We start from the raw sequence: 14,963 nt of genomic DNA, 5'->3' as shown, positions 1-14,963 counted from the left end.
CCGTCACGTCCACAGGTTCTTCTAACCCAAACTACAGGTGCTCTCGAGTCGAGAATCGAGACATGGGACAGACGAGCGGACCGCAAATTTTCGCGGAGACGACGCTCGCTGCCAGACGTCTCGAGCGACTCTCGGCCCGCATCGAAGCGCCTGGCGAGCGGTCGTCGCTCGAGGTTCGGACGCCAGTCACCGACGAAGCGATCGGATCGGTCCCGGCCTGTACGGCCAACGACGTCTCGGCTGCGGTCGAACGCGCCCGCTCAGCCCAGTCCGGTTGGGAGCGGGCGACGATCGACGAGCGGGCGGCGATACTCGAACGGTTCGGCGACCTCGTCCTCGACCGGCGGGAAGAACTGCTCGACCTCGTGCAACTCGAGACGGGGAAGTCCCGCCAGCACGCCGTCGAGGAGGTACTCGACGTGCCGTTGACCTGCTCGTACTACGCGGCAAACGGTGTCTCGGTCCTCGCAGACGCGGACCGCTCCAGTGCGGTGCCACTAGCCGCAGACGCGACAGTCACGTACGATCCCGTCGGCGTCGTCGGCGTCATCTCGCCGTGGAACTATCCACTGACGCTCGCGATGACCGACGCCGTTCCCGCGTTACTCGCCGGCAACGCCGTCGTCTGCAAACCCGACGAGCGAACGCCGTTCATCGCGTTGGCACTCGCAGAACTGCTGGCCGAGGCCGGCCTCCCTGCTGGCCTGTTCCAGGTCGTCACCGGCGAAGGGGAGACGGTCGGTCCAGCGCTGGTCGACGAAGTCGACTACGTCACCTTCACGGGTGGCACCGAGACTGGCCGAACAGTCGCCAAACAGGCTGGTCGGAACCTGATCGGTTGCTCGCTCGAGCTCGGCGGCAAGAACCCGATGCTCGTTTTAGACGACGCCGACATCGAGACAGCCGCCCGCGGTGCGGTCAAGGGCGCGTTCACGAACGCCGGCCAGCTCTGTCTCGCGCCCGAACGGATCTACGTCGACGAACACCGGTACGACGAGTTTCTCGATGCTTTCGTCGGTGCGACACGACGCCTCGAGCTCGGCCTCGAGTTCGAGTACGGCCCCGCAGTCGGCTCGCTGATCGACGACGACCACCTCGAGTCCGTCCGTGAGTTCGTCGACGACGCCGTCGAGAACGGCGCGTCGCTGCTCTCGGGCGGCCGTTCCCGTCCAGACGTCGGCCCGTTCTGTTACGAACCGACGATCTTGACCGACGTCGACCCCGACTCACGGGTCGCCTGCGAGGAGACGTTCGGTCCCGTCGTCTCCGTCCACGCCGTCTCGAGCGTCGACGAAGCGATCGAGCGGGCGAACGACTCCGAATACGGGCTGAACGCGAGCGTCTGGACGGCCGACCGCAAGCGCGGCCGTGCGGTCGCCCGCGAAATCGACTGTGGCACCGTCTGCGTCAACGATCCCTACACCGTCGGCTGGGCGGCGATCGACGCGCCGATGGGCGGCTTCGGCGACTCGGGGCTCGGCCGCCGTCACGGACCCGAGGGACTCAAGCGGTACGTCGACGTCCGAACGATCGCGACCTCCCGAATCGGACCGATGGACGCGCCGCCGGGTATCTCACCGCGCTGGTTCGCTCGCTTCATGTTCGGTCTAACTGCCGTCCAGCGACGGCTCGCCAGGTGGTTGCCGTGAGCGACGCCGAAGTCTTTCTCACCGGGTTCCCGGGCTTTCTCGGCTCGGCACTGCTCGAGCGCATCCTCGCCCGCGGCGACGGGCCAGTCGCCTGTCTGGTCCAGCCACAGTACCTCGAGACCGCACGCCAACGAGCGCGAGAGATCACCGCCAGGATCGACGGCGACGAAGACGCGATTCGGCTCTACGAGGGCGACATCACCGAACCCGACCTCGGACTGGGCGAGACGTCATTCGGCGACCGCTGTGAACTGTACCACCTCGCGGCCGTCTACGACCTCGGCGTCGACCGCGACCTGGCAGAAGCGGTCAACGTCCAGGGGACCGAACACGTCCTCGAGTTCGCCGAGCGTCTCGACGTCGACCGCTTTCACTACGTCAGCACCTGCTACGTCAGCGGCCGGTACGACGGCGTGTTCATCGAAGACCACCTGCAAGAAGGGCAATCGTTCAACAACCACTACGAAGAGACCAAGTACCGAGCAGAGGTCGCGGTTCGGGACCGGATGAACGACGGCCTGCCCGCGACGATCTACCGACCCGCGATCGTCGTCGGCGACAGCCAAACCGGCGAGACCGACAAGTACGACGGCCCGTACTACCTGCTTCGGCTCCTGCTCGCCCAGCCCGCGTGGCTCTCGATGGCGTTCTCGCTGCCTGACTCGAGCGACGCCGAGCTAAACGTCGTCCCCAGAAACTACGTCGTCGACGCCATCGCGTGCCTGAGCGACCGTGAGGAGACCGCAGGCGAGGTCTATCAGCTCTGTGATCCCGCGCCACTGTCGGTCCCGCGATTCGTCGACGTCATCGCCGAGGCAGCCGGCCACCGTACCCTCACGCTGCCGACGACGAAACCGATCGCCCAGACAGTGACGACGCGACTCGAGTCGTCGCTGCCGCTCGAGTCCGCCACCCTCGACTACCTCGACCACCCGACGCGGTACGCCTGCCCGAAGACGCTGCAGGCGCTCGAGGGGACCGGACTCGAGGTGCCGCCGTTCGAATCCTACGTCGATCGACTCGTCGCGTACGCGCTCGAGAACCCCGATGTCGGCGACGAGGCGATGGTCTAGCTGGATTTGTCGAGATCCATAACTGGCGATAGGTCTGAGAAGCCGCGCTGAATAGGAGACGCGAACTTTTTCCGCGTCGGGTTCGCCGAAGGCGAACCACTCTCTGCTCACGGATGCAAAGCATCCGTTCGCATGGCTCGCGGGACCGACGGCCCCGCGCTGGCGCAAAAGCTTCGATGAAAAAGGCGGGCTGCTCGGCCTTTGGCCTCGCCGCCCGGGAACCGCGCTCGCTTCGCTCGCGCAGAGACTGGTGATGCATCTTCCTTCTGGATTCAGCACGCAGTTTCTGACAGAATCCGAGTAGAACGTTCCGTTCCTGCTGCATAGACAGCGCGAGTCTTGCACAACTGACTCATTGGAGAAGGGGTTCGTACTGCCCGATCTTTGGGGCGAAATGACTTAGACAAATGTCACAGAATATTGACCATCAATGAGAGAGGCTGTCGTTCTGGCTGCAACCGGCTTACTAATTGCTGGGTTTGGTATCGCAATCTGGTATGGGCGGACAGAGCTACTCGCTCAATATCCAGAACATGAGGGTCCGGAGGAACTTGCCACCCGGGCTGGCGGGATTCTCACGGCTCACGGACTGCTCACTATTGGGATAGCAACTGTGGTCGGTCAATCCGACGAATCTCCGATACTTGTAGGCAGTTGGGCTGCCCTCACAGTGGTAGTCGCGTTTGCCGTTGCTGCACTTGCAGCCACGTACAATTGATGTTGCTCGACTGCTAAAGACACGCTCTAAATTCAGCAGGCAGTTCTCGTCAGCTACTAGTGGTTTCGACAACTCCTAGTTTTCGTAGATTCCGTACGCATCAAGTAACTCCTGGTACCGATTCCTGATCGTGAACTTGCTCACGCCGGTCGCGTCGTCGATCGTTTCCTGAGTGACGTGCTCGTTCGTCAGCCGGCCGGCCGCGTAGATCGCCGCCGCCGCAACTCCGGCCGGGTTCTTCCCGACGTGAAGTTGTTCCTCTTTCGCTGCGGCAAGGACGTCTCGAGCGACGCGTTCGGTCTCTTCGCTCACCCCGAGACTCGAGGTAAACTGCCGGAGGTAGTGATCGGGGTCGGGTGGTGCCATCTCGAGGCCGAGGTCACTCGAAAGCTGTCGGTACGCCCGCTTGATGGGGGGTTCGTCGACGCGACTTACCGATTCGAACGTGCTGAACGTTCGTGGTGTTCCGTGTTGGCGTGCAGCGGCATACAGGCTGGCGGTCGCCACCGCTTCGATCGACCGCCCGAGCAGCAGGTCCGCGTCGACCGCCTGCCGGTAGATGATCGCAGCGGTCTCGCGACACGGTTCCGGGAGGCCAAGCGCCGACGCCATGCGCTCGAGTTCGCCCAGGGCCTGTTTGAGGTTTCGCTCCTGGGAGTTCGTCGAAGTGAACCGTTCGTTCCAGGTTCGAAGCCGGTTGAGTTTGGAGCGTTTGCGTGCCGAAAGTTCGTTTCCGTACGCGTCTCGGTCTTCCCAGCCGATCGTCGTGCTGAGCCCTTTGTCGTGTCGACGCTGTGTGATTGGAGCGCCGACTCGTCCTCGACTGTTCCCGTCTTCGTCGAAGGAGCGCCACTCCGGGCCGTAATCGATTTCGTCGCCGCCGGACACTAATCCGCAGTCCGAACACACGCGTTCACCCCGGTCGTCGTCCGGGCGAATCCGGCCGTTACACTCCGGACAGGTCCCTCGTTCCGACCGCGTGACCTCGCGTTCTCTCTCTCGTGACCTGCTTTCGATCGCGTCGACGGTCGTTTGGGACATACGTAATCGATCACTGGGGGACCCAGCCCCCCACATCGTGTGTCGCTCTCACCTCAAGGTTAAGTTAGAAGCCCTATGTATAGAGGGCGGTTTCTCGACTGCTGGGAATCGACTCACACTTAAAGAGATAGCTACGTCCGAAGCTGGTTGCACATCGACCCCGCCGCTTTCGTGCGATCCAGTGTGGACCGCGGTGTCGCTGTGTCCTCCCGTATCAGACGGTGTCAGAGTTCGACTTGTGGGGCCACGACGTGATCGTCTCGTAGTCGCCGGGGACGACGGGACCGTCCAGTAGTGGGTCGTCGGTTCGCCCCATCCACTCGTGCAGTTCTCGAGCGAGCCTTTCCCTGATACCCTGGTATTTCGGCTCGAAGACGACGTTGTCGTCCTCCTGTGGACTCTCCTCGAGGTCGTACAGTTCCTCGTAGGGTCGTGGGGGGACCGCGTCGGTCTCTCTGACCATCCGTCCAGCCTCGCTCGCGAAGACGTCGGTGGTGAGATACACTTTCGGCAGGTGCCAGAAGTTACGTACGTACTTGTAGCGCTTCGTTCGGATGGTCCTGACTGGGTTGTACATGTCGTGCCAGGTCATCTCCGCGAAGATGCGCTCTCGCGGTTCGTAGTCGTCACCCGTCAACAGCGGGAGGAAACTCCGGCCGTCGAGTCCAGCGGGCGTCTCGAGGTCGTCGTCTTCGTCGCCGATTAGATCGAGGATCGTCGGTAACACGTCGACGTTGCTGAGCAGTTCGTCGTACCGGCTGCCGTCGTCTGCGACGTCCGGACATCGCAGGAGCAGTGCCGCCTCGATGCCGGGATCGTAGCAGCTTCCTTTCGCTCGCGGGAACGCGATCCCGTGTTCGGTCGTGAACACGACCAGTGTCTCTTCGTCGAGGCCCGTCTCCGCGAGCGTATCGAGGATCGATCCGACCGCGTCGTCGACGGCACGAACCATGCCGTGCATCTCCGCCAGGTCCTGCCGAATCCCGCGTCGATCCGGGAGAAACGTCAGCGGCCGGACAGCGTCCGGGTCGTCCGTCTCGTAGTGGTCGCTGTCGAAGCCAAAGCGGCCGTTCTCCTCCTCGACGCGGTGCAGTTCGAAGAAGCCGATCGACGCGAAAAACGGCGATTCGAACGCTTCGCGCTCGAGGAAGCCGGAGACGACCTCGGCGACGTTTCTCGCCCGGTTCGCCTGGTGGACTGCCGGCGAGACGCCGGGATAGAGGTTGCCCTCGGAGTGGACGTAGTCGTACTCGAGTCGGTCGGTGTCCTGTGTGATGTGTTGAAGACCGAAGAGGTGCGTCTCGTAGCCCGCATCGTCCAGGTAGTGGGGGAGGATGCGTTCGCCCTCGTGGAGTTCCCAGTCGCCGTGGGCAAGCCCCATTAGGCCGTTGACGTGAGGGAACCGGCCGGTCATGAAACTGCCGCGGCTGGGAGAACACTGGGGGGCGGTCACGAAGTGGTTCTCGAGGAGGGCTCCCGACTCTGCGAGTTCGTCGAGTCGGGGCGTCTCGATGGCGGCTCCGTAACAGCCCAGATACCGTCCCAGATCGTGACACGTTATCAGGACGACGTTCGGGTTCGACGGTGCCATGCCATCGCTCTACTACGACCCCGTGAATAATGGTGGCGGCTGTATCGAGTCGCTACTCGGTGAGAACCATCACTGGAACCATGATCGCGACGCCCAGACTGATTCCGAATATCAGCTCCCGTCGCCCCCTGCCAGGGAGCTCCGATCCGTGATCGAGCGCCTCCGGAAAGATGTCGTGGAAGACGAGATAGATCATCGCGCCGGCGGCGAAGCCGAACCCGAACGGGAGGAACTCCCGGGCGATAGTGACGAAGACGTAGGCGATGGCCGCACCGACCGGCTGGGGAATACTCGAGAAGACGGCCCAGCCGAAAATCTTCCAGTTAGCGACTCCGTACGTGTGAAGCGGGATCGCGACTGCGAGGCCTTCGGGAACGTTCTGGATCGAGATTGCGATCGTGATGAAGATTGCGAGTGCTGGAACTGCCAGTCCCGCGATCACCAGGTCTCCCTCGACGCCGAGGTCGGCGAACGCGACGCCGAGCGCGACGCCCTCGGGAAAGCTGTGGACAGTGAGGACGCCGACGATCAACACCAGTTTCCGAACGTCAGCTTCGGGAATCTGACGTGGCTGGAACTCGTGGCCCGCGATGAGTCGGTCGGCGAGAATTACCAGCCCGACGCCGACGACGACCCCGAGCCCGACCTGCGTAATCGATCCCTCGCCGAGTCCCTCTACGACGAATCCAAACACCGACGCGAACAGCATGATTCCGCCCGCCAGCCCCCAGAGAACGACGGTTGCTCTATCACTGACGTCGTCGACGAAGAAAAACGGGAGGGTGCCCAGACCACAGACTATCGCAGTAAAGACGCCGGCGGCGACGACCAGTCCGAGCCCCTCCACGGCCATACTGACTTTCGGAAACAGATCGTCTTACTCCTGTTGCTCCGAGAGCCGGCGCGTGCCTTTTTGTAGACGCTTCGTGAACGAACGAGCATGCAGGTACTCGTGCCGATCGACGACTCGGAGCCGGCGAGAAAAGCGGTCGCCCACGCGGCAACTGCTTACCCCGACGCCGATCTCAGGCTGGTGCACATCATCAATCCCAGCACGTCGATGTACGGCGACGGTGCCGTCTACGCGTACGACTCACTGATCGACGCCCGCCGCGAAGCCGCCGCCCGGCTGTTCGAAGAGACACGAAAGGTCGCAGCCGAACACGGCCACGACGACGTAGCGACCGAAACGATCGTCGGCCGACCGGCCCGCGAGATCGTCTCGGTCGCAACGGAGGAAAACGTCGACCTCGTCGTCATCGGCAGCCACGGCCGATCCGGGGCTTCCCGCGTCTTGCTCGGCAGCGTCGCCGAAACCGTCGTCCGACAAGCCCCGGTCCCCGTCACCGTCGTCAGATAGTCGCGTTGGTCCAGGATACTCTTTTGGGACTCGATGAGGTACGAGTGGTCGATGTCGCGTACGCTACTCGTCCCCGTCGACGGATCGCCACTCTCCAGACAAGCCCTCGAGTTCGCACTCGAGGAGTACGACGACGTTTCGATCGTCGCGCTCCACGTGATCGATCCGTCCGAGCCAGGGTACAGCTCGATGACGGAAATCGACGTTCGGACGGAGCCGCCACACGGCTCCGAAGAGTGGTACGAGCGCGCAGGCAAAGAGGAAGCACAAATATTCGAGGACGCTCGAGAGGTGACGTCGGAGTACGACGCCGCCCTCGAGACCGAAAGCGTCGTCGGCGACCCGGCACGCGAAATCGTCGACTACGCGGAGGAGCACGACATCGATCAAATCGTCCTGGGCGGCCACGGGCGCACTGGAGCGACACGGTTGTTGCTGGGTAGTGTCGCGGAGACTGTCGTCTACCGGGCACCGGTTACCGTCACGGTCGTGCGGAACGAAAGCAGTCGGACGTGACTGTCTGCTGGAGCGACTCGCTCACCGCACGACGATGACGGGAACGTTCGCACGCCGAACCACGAGTTCGGCAGTGCTACCGAGGCGAAACTCCGAACTCGGTCCGGCACTCCGTCCACGTCCGCCGAGCACGATCTGGTCTATCTCCGAGTCTTCGACGTAGCCGAGGATCGTCTGCGGCGGGGAACCGACAGCGGTGTCAGTCTCGATCGTCACGTCCTCGTCGACGACGGCCTCGCGGGCCTCCTCGAAGAGTTCAGCCGCGTCAGCCCGCTGTTCCTCGAGCCACGATTCCGTCAGTGGGGGCAACTCACTTTCGTCGGCCGTCACCGCGAACGGATCGATCGCGTGAAAGAGGACGATCCGTGCGTCGGGAAACGTCTCGAGGGCGTACTCGAGTGCTGCCTGTGCGTGTGACGAGTCGTCGTGGGCGACGAGAATCGATCGTGCCATGTCCCTGACGTTGGACTGGAACGATACTAAACCCTCACCCCGGACACCAGTCGAGTGGGGACAGCGGACGGTCGTCGTCGGCTTCGGTCTCCGGGACGACGAGTACGGGGACTGGTGCTCGTTCGACCACTCGGTCTGCAGTGCTCCCGAACAGTGTCTCGCCGACGCTACTGTGCTCGGTACGGCCGAGGACGATCAGGTCGATGTCTCGCTCGTCGGCGTAGGAGGTGACGATGCGGGCCGGCCGTCCGCGACGAACGGCACCGTGTATCTCGGCGTCGTGATCGTCGGAGACGGCGGCGATTTCGTCGACGAGGAGCATCCTGGCTCTGTCGATCTCGACGACGTCGGTCACGCCGAACTGGATCGGAGTCGTCGTCGTGTCGACGACCGTGAGAACGTCGACCTCGACTGATTCGTCGCTCTCGTCGGCGAGTTGCAGTGCCTGCTCGAGGGCGTGGCCTGCGGCGGCGCTGCCGTCGACCGGGACGAGAATCGAGTTCACGACGATTACCGGACGACGACGACTGGAATCGGCGACCGGCGAACGACGCTTTCGGCCACGCTGCCAAGCAGTACCCGGGAGACGCCCTCACGACCATGGCTTCCCATTACGATCGTGTCGTACTCTTCGTCTTCGGCGTAGTCGAGGATCGCTCGGTCCGGCTTGCCGGTTACGACCTCCGTGTCGACGTCGTGGCCGTGTTCTGTCCCGGTTTCTCTCGCTTCGTCGAGCGTCTCCTGTCCCTGTTCTCGGGCTCTTCCGGCTTCCGCGGCTTCCATCTCGTCGTCCTCGAAGGCGGTCCAGTATCCTTCCGGTGCCGGAACGACGTAGAGAGTCGTGACGGCCGGATCGTCGAACTTCTCGACCGTGTACTCGAGTGCCTTCTTCGATGGGGCAGAACCGTCGTACGGAACGAGTATTCGCTCGGTCATGCGAGTCGGTACGTCGGCCAGCCGTATAATAGATCCTCTACAGGTGGACCGTGCCGATGTCTCTGGACGTTCAGGGATGTGGCTTTCCGGGACGATCTCGGGATGGCAACCTCCCTCGACGAGTCCTCGTACTATGCCGTGTCGTGGAACGGCGAGACGCCTCGGCGTCTCGAACCACTCGAGTCCAGTGCGCTCAGTCGGGGTCGACAGACGGTACAGGCCGAGGCGATTTACCATTCCATGCCGCCGTTGATCCCGATGACTTGACCGGTCATGTAGTCGGCGTACTCGCCCGCAAGAAACCGGACCATGCCGACGATGTCTTTCGTCTCGGCGAACCGATTCAGCGGGATGTCGTCTCTGATCTGCTCTTGGACTCGTTCGGGGACCTTCTCGAGCATGTCCGTCCGGGTAAAGCCGGGTGCAACACAGTTTGCTGTCGAGTCGTGTCTGGCCAGTTCCAGCGCGATCGTCCGAGTGAACGCGATTAGCCCGCCTTTCGAGGTGGCGTAGTTGGCCTGCCCGTAGTTTCCCTGCTGGCCGACGACACTCGAGATGTTGATGAGTCGTCCCTGGTCGGCGTCCTTGATGTCGTCGTAGAACGCCTTCGTACAGTTGAACGTGCCATCGAGGTTGACGGCCATCACGTTCGACCACTCCTCGGCAGTCATGTTCTCGAACTTCCGGTCGATGGTGATTCCGGCGTTGTTCACGAGAACGTCGATCGGACCGAGTTCGTCGTGGACCTCCGCGGCCATCCGCCGAACTGCCTCGGGGTCGGAGACATCTGCACCGACGGCGATGGCCGTCCCGTCGTGTTGCCTGATCCGTTCGGTTACCTCGCGTGCCTGCCCGTCGGAACTCCGATAATTGACCACGACGGCCGCGCCACAACGCGCGAACTCGAGTGCGATGTCCCGTCCGATTCCGCGCGAGGACCCGGTGACGAGACACGTTCGGTCGGAGAGTGGCCGCCGATCCAGGGGTTCCAGCTGTTGCACTGTTTCTGACATACGTCCGTCACTCCAACGTCACTATTGTTAACAATACCCCCTGATTGGACGTAACTGTCCGCGATTCCGACCGATTACGTGTCGGACCGCCAGAAGCCGTTCCAACCGCTGTCGTCCAGACGGTTTCGTCCGCGAATAACGCCAGGGACGGGGCGACGGGAACTCTCTCTTTCGGTCGTGCAGTATTCCAGGGCCGAGCACAGGCCGGGGCCGAAACCAGTCGCTGGAGGATGCAAAGTTAAGGGGACCATCGTGGTAGGAAGCGGCGCATGACCGTTCAGATCGCTGGCGTGGCCAGCACCCAGTTCGGCGAGCATCCCGACTCGTCGGCCCGCGAGCTGTTTACTGACGCCGCACTCGAGGCGCTCGAGGACGCGTCGCTGCCGCCCGGCGACGTCGAGGAACTGTACGCAGGGAACTTCATCGGCGACCTCGTCGACGATCAGGCCCACGTCGGTGCGATGCTCGCCGACTACGTCGGCGCGCGGCGGGCCGCGTCGATGCGAACGGAAAGCGCCTGCGCCTCCGCGAGTTCGGCCGCCCGATGCGGCGTGCAGGCGATCGCGGCCGGCGACGCGGACGTGGCGCTCGTGGGTGGGGTCGAACTGATGCACGCCAGCGGTATTCAGGAGGTCACCGACGCGCTCGCAAACGCTGCGGACAACGAGTACGAGAACGCGGCCGGGCTCACGTTTCCCGGGATCTACGCGCTGATGGCGCAGGTCTACATGAACGAGTTCGACGTCGGCAACGAAGAACTGGCCGCGGTAGCGGTCAAAAACTACGAGAACGGCACGACGAACCCGATCGCCCAGCGCCAGGAGGAGACCGACGTCGAGAGTGTCCTCGAGTCGCCGCCGGTCGCGGCTCCGTTGCACCTCCAGGACTGCTGTCCGGTCACGGACGGCGCGAGCGCGGCCGTCCTGGTCAGCGAGACGTACGCCGAGGACCGCGGCCTCGAGACCGAGGTGTCGGTCGCCGGCACCGGGCAAGCCAGCGATTCGCTGGCTCTGCAGGACCGACCCGACCTCGCGCGGACGCGGGCTGCCGAACGGGCCGCCGAGGACGCCTACGACCGCGCCGGCGTCTCGCCCGAGGACGTCGACGTCGTCGAACTCCACGACTGTTTCACGATCGCCGAGATACTCGCAGTCGAGTCGCTGGGCTTCTTCGAGCGGGGCGAGGGGGCTCGCGGAGCCGTCGACGGTGAGACGGCCGTCGGCGGCCGGATTCCCGTCAACACCTCCGGCGGACTGCTCGCGAAGGGCCATCCGGTGGGAGCGACTGGCGTCGCTCAGATCGTCGAAATCACGAAACAACTCGAGGGTCGCCACCCGAACCAGGTTGCCGATCCGAGGACCGGTCTCACCCACACCGTCGGCGGCAGCGGTGCGAGTTGCGTCGTCACCGTCCTCGAGGGAGGTGCGTGACGATGCAGCCCTGGTTCGTCGACTTCGCGGAGGGGATCGACGACGGCGAGCCGATCTACCTCGCCTGCGAGGAGTGTGGCGAGGTTGCTCTCCCCCCACGGATCGTCTGTCCCGAGTGTGGGACGCAAACGTTCGAGGAGCGACGGCTCTCGGAGACGGCGACGGTCTCGGCGACGACGACGATCTTCAGTTCGATCCCCGAGTACGCCGACGAGACACCGTACACGGTCGTCGTGGCGACGTTCGACGAGGGCGTTCGACTCACGGGACAGCTTCGGGGAGCGAACGGCGACGAGATCGACCGCGGCGAGACTGTCGAAGTCGGCGCTGAAGAACGCGAAGACAGGTGGCTCGTCTCGTTCTCACCGACCGACTGACGGATTCCGTATCGATTCGATCGGCGAACGACCACCGCTAGCGATCGATACACGTGTCACAGCAAAAATACGACGAGCGAACCGAGCCCGAGCGCGACAGCAACTGGCACGCACAGCTACCCGAGGACGTCTACGAAGAACTCGACACCTCCGAGCAGGGACTCGACTCGGAAGAAGCGCGCGAACGACTCGAGCGTCACGGACCAAACGAAGTCGAGACCGAGGAAGGTGCCTCGCCGCTTCGGATCTTCCTCGAGCAGTACACGTCGGTGCTGATCTGGGTACTGATCGTCGCGGCGGGCGTCATGGCTGCGATCGGCGAGACGCTCGATGCCGCCGTCATCGCCGGCATCGTGGTCTTCATCACGCTGTTTGGCTTCGCCCAGGACTACCGTGCAGAACAGAGCATTCAAGCGCTGAAGGAGCTCTCGACGACGTACGCGATGGTCAGCCGGGACGGCGAGAAGACCGAGGTCGACGCCACGCGGGTGGTCCCCGGCGATGTCGTCTTCGTCGAGTCCGGCGACGCCGTCCCCGCCGACGCGCGAGTAATTGAGTCGGCGAACCTCCGGGTCGACGAGGCGGCACTCACCGGCGAGAGCGTTAGCGTCTCCAAAGCTCCTGAAACGATCGAAGACGACGCCTCGATCGCCGAGCGGACGAACGTCCTCCACAAGGACACTGTCGTCGAGCGAGGCTCGGGGACGGCGGTCGTCGTCGAGACGGGATCGGAGACGGAAATCGGCCGGATCGCGACGGCACTCGAGGAAGCCGAAGAGCGCGACACGCCGTTCCAGGCGGAACTCGATCGACTCGGCAAGATCATCGCCGCGGCCGTCATCGGCGTCGTGACGGTGATCGGAATCACGGAACTGGTGATCGGCGATACGGAGCCGGTGCAGGTGTTCATGACGGCCGTCGCCGTCGCGGTCTCTGCGGTTCCCGAGGGACTCCCGGCCGTCGTCACGCTCTCGCTCGCGCTCGGTGCCCGGCGGATGGTCGAACAGAACGCGCTCGTGCGCCGGTTGCCGATCGTCGAGGCGCTCGGTTCCGTCGACGTGATCTGTACCGACAAGACGGGAACGCTGACCGAGGAGGAGATGACGGTCACCCGAATCGCGGCCAACCGGGAAACGTACGACGTGGCCGGCACCGGCTACGACACCGACGGCGAGTTCCGCCGGGGCGACGAGACGGTCGACCCCGGCCGGATCGACGAACTGCTCCGGTGTGGCATGCTCTGTAACGACGTCGAACTGGGTAGACGTGAGGATCGCGGGGAGGCGGTCGAGGGCGACGAGGGGGACGGCTTCGAAGACGACGAACGGGTGTACCTCGGCGACCCGACCGAGATTTCCCTCTTCGTTGCCGCCCGAAAAGCCGGCTTCGACCACGAGGACCTCAGGGAACGGTACCCGCGGATCGACGAGGTCGAGTTCACCTCCGATCGCAAGCGGATGACGACGCTCCACGAGACGCCCGGTGGCGACCGCGTCGCGTACACGAAGGGGGCACCGGAGGTCGTCCTCGAGCGGTGTACCCGCGAGTACGTCGACGGCGAAATCGTCGAGTTGACCGACGAACGACGTGCCGAGATCGAAGCGCGCAACGAGGCCTTCGCCGAGGACGCCCTGCGGGTGATGGCCTTTGCCGTCCGTCCCGACGCTCCCGCCGAAGTCTCCGAAGACGACGAGCAGGACCTCGTCTATCTCGGGCTCCAGGGAATGCTCGATCCACCCCGATCCGAGGTAACCGGTGCGCTCGAGGGCTGTCTCGACGCCGGCATCGACGTCGTCATGATCACCGGCGACAACGCGACCACCGCGCGAGCGGTCGGCACAGAGATCGGTCTCGAGTCGGCACGGGTAGTCAAGGGGCCGGAACTCGAGGAGATGAGCGACGAGGAACTGGCTGCGGTGGTCGAAGACGTCGACGTCTTCGCTCGGACGTCACCCGACCACAAGACGCGGATTCTCAAGACGCTACAGAGGAAAGGACACACGGTTGCGATGACGGGCGACGGCGTCAACGACGCACCGGCGGTCAAGAACGCCGACGTCGGCGTCGCGATGGGGGTTCGCGGGACCGACGTCACCGAACAGGCCTCTGACATCGTCTTGCTCGACGACAACTTCGCGACGATCCGCGACGCCGTCCGTCAGGGGCGGCGGATCTTCGACAACGTGAGGAAGTTCGTCAACTACTTTCTCTCGGCCAACGGCGCACACGTCCTTCTGCTGTTTACCGGGATCATGTCCGGTGCAGGGCTGGTGATGACGCCGATCATGTTCCTGTGGATCAACGTCGTTACCGACGGCATTCCAGCGTTGACGCTGGGCGTCGATCCCGAAGCCGACGATGTCATGGAACGGCCACCGCGGCCGCCGGACGAAGGCGTGATAACCGAACGGATCGTCTCGTCGATCGGCGGCATCGCCGTGTTGATCACGGCTACGCTGTTGCCGCTGTTTTACTACTACAACCAGGTCGTTGGCGATCTGGTGCTCGCCCAGACGATGGTGTTCACCGCGTTCGTGTTCATGGCGATCGCCCGTATCGGCGCGATCCGATCGCGCTACGGCCTCGGACTGTTCTCGAACAACCGGTGGCTGGTGGTCGCGATCGCGATCACCCTCACCCTCCAGTTGCTGGTGTTGTACACGCCACTGAGCATCCTCTTTGGCGTCACCGCACTCGAGTTCGGTCACTGGCTCCAGATCGCCGTCGTCGTCGCAGCGTTCTCGATCCTGATGGCCGTCTTCGTTGCAGTACAGAACCGCTACTTCGACCGATACTGACGAGACAC

At 63.7% G+C, this 14,963-nt stretch carries 15 protein-coding genes; 8 read left to right on the top strand and 7 right to left on the bottom strand.

All coding sequences use genetic code 11. The features are described 5' to 3' along the window. The first annotated feature begins 62 nt into the window (after nucleotides 1–62). The 3 genes from NATGR_RS02095 to NATGR_RS19180 all read left to right on the top strand — a co-directional run bounded on the left by NATGR_RS02095 (nucleotide 63) and on the right by NATGR_RS19180 (nucleotide 3,440). On the top strand, nucleotides 63–1,649 hold the full coding sequence (locus NATGR_RS02095) for a succinic semialdehyde dehydrogenase (RefSeq protein WP_005576474.1): 1,587 nt from the start codon (nucleotides 63–65) through the stop codon (nucleotides 1,647–1,649). Next, nucleotides 1,637–2,722, top strand: a complete 1,086-nt coding sequence (locus tag NATGR_RS02090) for an SDR family oxidoreductase (protein WP_005576476.1) — start codon at nucleotides 1,637–1,639, stop codon at nucleotides 2,720–2,722. The genes NATGR_RS02095 and NATGR_RS02090 overlap by 13 nt, the downstream gene beginning before the upstream one ends. A 430-nt stretch (nucleotides 2,723–3,152) precedes the next feature. Then, a complete protein-coding gene (locus NATGR_RS19180; RefSeq protein ID WP_015233239.1) occupies nucleotides 3,153–3,440 on the top strand; it encodes a hypothetical protein in 288 nt (95 codons plus the stop codon). A 75-nt stretch (nucleotides 3,441–3,515) separates the two neighbouring features. Here NATGR_RS19180 and NATGR_RS02085 read toward each other — a convergent pair whose 3' ends face one another. The 3 genes from NATGR_RS02085 to NATGR_RS02075 form a co-directional block, all read right to left on the bottom strand. After that, entirely contained in the window at nucleotides 3,516–4,481 is a 966-nt protein-coding gene (locus tag NATGR_RS02085; protein WP_005576479.1) for a transcription initiation factor IIB, read from the bottom strand. Between the two features lie 214 nt (nucleotides 4,482–4,695). Next, nucleotides 4,696–6,072: a sulfatase family protein gene (locus NATGR_RS02080; RefSeq protein ID WP_005576481.1), complete on the bottom strand. Its 1,377-nt coding sequence runs from the start codon at nucleotides 6,070–6,072 to the stop codon at nucleotides 4,696–4,698. A 52-nt stretch (nucleotides 6,073–6,124) separates the two neighbouring features. After that, entirely contained in the window at nucleotides 6,125–6,925 is an 801-nt protein-coding gene (locus NATGR_RS02075; RefSeq protein WP_005576484.1) for a ZIP family metal transporter, read from the bottom strand. Between the two features lie 87 nt (nucleotides 6,926–7,012). Here NATGR_RS02075 and NATGR_RS02070 point away from each other — a divergent pair, with 87 nt between their 5' ends. Then, on the top strand, nucleotides 7,013–7,432 hold the full coding sequence (locus NATGR_RS02070; RefSeq protein ID WP_005576486.1) for a universal stress protein: 420 nt from the start codon (nucleotides 7,013–7,015) through the stop codon (nucleotides 7,430–7,432). 51 nt (nucleotides 7,433–7,483) lie between these two features. After that, entirely contained in the window at nucleotides 7,484–7,948 is a 465-nt protein-coding gene (locus tag NATGR_RS02065; RefSeq protein ID WP_005576487.1) for a universal stress protein, read from the top strand. 21 nt (nucleotides 7,949–7,969) lie between these two features. On the opposite strand, the gene NATGR_RS02060 is transcribed toward NATGR_RS02065, so the two are convergent. The 4 genes from NATGR_RS02060 to NATGR_RS02045 form a co-directional block, all read right to left on the bottom strand. Continuing rightward, the gene (locus NATGR_RS02060) at nucleotides 7,970–8,401 is read right to left on the bottom strand and encodes a universal stress protein (RefSeq protein WP_005576489.1); all 432 of its coding nucleotides are present in this window, start codon (nucleotides 8,399–8,401) and stop codon (nucleotides 7,970–7,972) included. Between the two features lie 34 nt (nucleotides 8,402–8,435). Then, nucleotides 8,436–8,906 carry a universal stress protein gene (locus NATGR_RS02055; protein ID WP_005576492.1) on the bottom strand — a complete coding sequence of 157 codons (471 nt, stop codon included), beginning with the start codon at nucleotides 8,904–8,906 and terminating at the stop codon, nucleotides 8,436–8,438. Nucleotides 8,907–8,911: 5 nt separating this feature from the next. Then, the gene (locus tag NATGR_RS02050; RefSeq protein WP_005576494.1) at nucleotides 8,912–9,337 is read right to left on the bottom strand and encodes a universal stress protein; all 426 of its coding nucleotides are present in this window, start codon (nucleotides 9,335–9,337) and stop codon (nucleotides 8,912–8,914) included. Nucleotides 9,338–9,567: 230 nt separating this feature from the next. Further along, nucleotides 9,568–10,350 (bottom strand): 3-oxoacyl-ACP reductase family protein, encoded by a 783-nt coding sequence (locus NATGR_RS02045; RefSeq protein ID WP_005576495.1) that lies wholly within the window; start codon nucleotides 10,348–10,350, stop codon nucleotides 9,568–9,570. Nucleotides 10,351–10,619: 269 nt separating this feature from the next. On the opposite strand from NATGR_RS02045, the gene NATGR_RS02040 reads away from it, so the two are divergent. The 3 genes from NATGR_RS02040 to NATGR_RS02030 are packed head-to-tail and all read left to right on the top strand — an operon-like array spanning nucleotide 10,620 to nucleotide 14,955. Continuing rightward, nucleotides 10,620–11,780 carry a thiolase domain-containing protein gene (locus NATGR_RS02040; protein WP_005576497.1) on the top strand — a complete coding sequence of 387 codons (1,161 nt, stop codon included), beginning with the start codon at nucleotides 10,620–10,622 and terminating at the stop codon, nucleotides 11,778–11,780. Nucleotides 11,781–11,782: 2 nt separating this feature from the next. Next, nucleotides 11,783–12,157: a Zn-ribbon domain-containing OB-fold protein gene (locus NATGR_RS02035; RefSeq protein ID WP_015233237.1), complete on the top strand. Its 375-nt coding sequence runs from the start codon at nucleotides 11,783–11,785 to the stop codon at nucleotides 12,155–12,157. 53 nt (nucleotides 12,158–12,210) lie between these two features. Beyond that, nucleotides 12,211–14,955 (top strand): cation-translocating P-type ATPase, encoded by a 2,745-nt coding sequence (locus NATGR_RS02030; protein WP_005576500.1) that lies wholly within the window; start codon nucleotides 12,211–12,213, stop codon nucleotides 14,953–14,955. The last annotated feature ends 8 nt before the right edge of the window (nucleotides 14,956–14,963 follow it).

Source organism: Natronobacterium gregoryi SP2 (assembly GCF_000230715.2).
GTDB lineage: Archaea > Halobacteriota > Halobacteria > Halobacteriales > Natrialbaceae > Natronobacterium > Natronobacterium gregoryi.
This window is presented reverse-complemented; position numbering and strand designations above follow the sequence as displayed.

Bases quoted from the DNA above. Each gene is read 5' to 3' on its own strand.
- NATGR_RS02085 (WP_005576479.1), bottom strand. From the start codon at position 4,481: ATGTCCCAAACGACCGTCGACGCGATCGAAAGCAGGTCACGAGAGAGA.
- NATGR_RS02075 (WP_005576484.1), bottom strand. From the start codon at position 6,925: ATGGCCGTGGAGGGGCTCGGACTGGTCGTCGCCGCCGGCGTCTTTACT.
- NATGR_RS02095 (WP_005576474.1), top strand. From the start codon at position 63: ATGGGACAGACGAGCGGACCGCAAATTTTCGCGGAGACGACGCTCGCT.
- NATGR_RS02060 (WP_005576489.1), bottom strand. From the start codon at position 8,401: ATGGCACGATCGATTCTCGTCGCCCACGACGACTCGTCACACGCACAG.
- NATGR_RS02050 (WP_005576494.1), bottom strand. From the start codon at position 9,337: ATGACCGAGCGAATACTCGTTCCGTACGACGGTTCTGCCCCATCGAAG.
- NATGR_RS02040 (WP_005576497.1), top strand. From the start codon at position 10,620: ATGACCGTTCAGATCGCTGGCGTGGCCAGCACCCAGTTCGGCGAGCAT.
- NATGR_RS02070 (WP_005576486.1), top strand. From the start codon at position 7,013: ATGCAGGTACTCGTGCCGATCGACGACTCGGAGCCGGCGAGAAAAGCG.
- NATGR_RS02080 (WP_005576481.1), bottom strand. From the start codon at position 6,072: ATGGCACCGTCGAACCCGAACGTCGTCCTGATAACGTGTCACGATCTG.
- NATGR_RS02065 (WP_005576487.1), top strand. From the start codon at position 7,484: ATGTCGCGTACGCTACTCGTCCCCGTCGACGGATCGCCACTCTCCAGA.
- NATGR_RS02035 (WP_015233237.1), top strand. From the start codon at position 11,783: ATGCAGCCCTGGTTCGTCGACTTCGCGGAGGGGATCGACGACGGCGAG.
- NATGR_RS02045 (WP_005576495.1), bottom strand. From the start codon at position 10,350: ATGTCAGAAACAGTGCAACAGCTGGAACCCCTGGATCGGCGGCCACTC.
- NATGR_RS19180 (WP_015233239.1), top strand. From the start codon at position 3,153: ATGAGAGAGGCTGTCGTTCTGGCTGCAACCGGCTTACTAATTGCTGGG.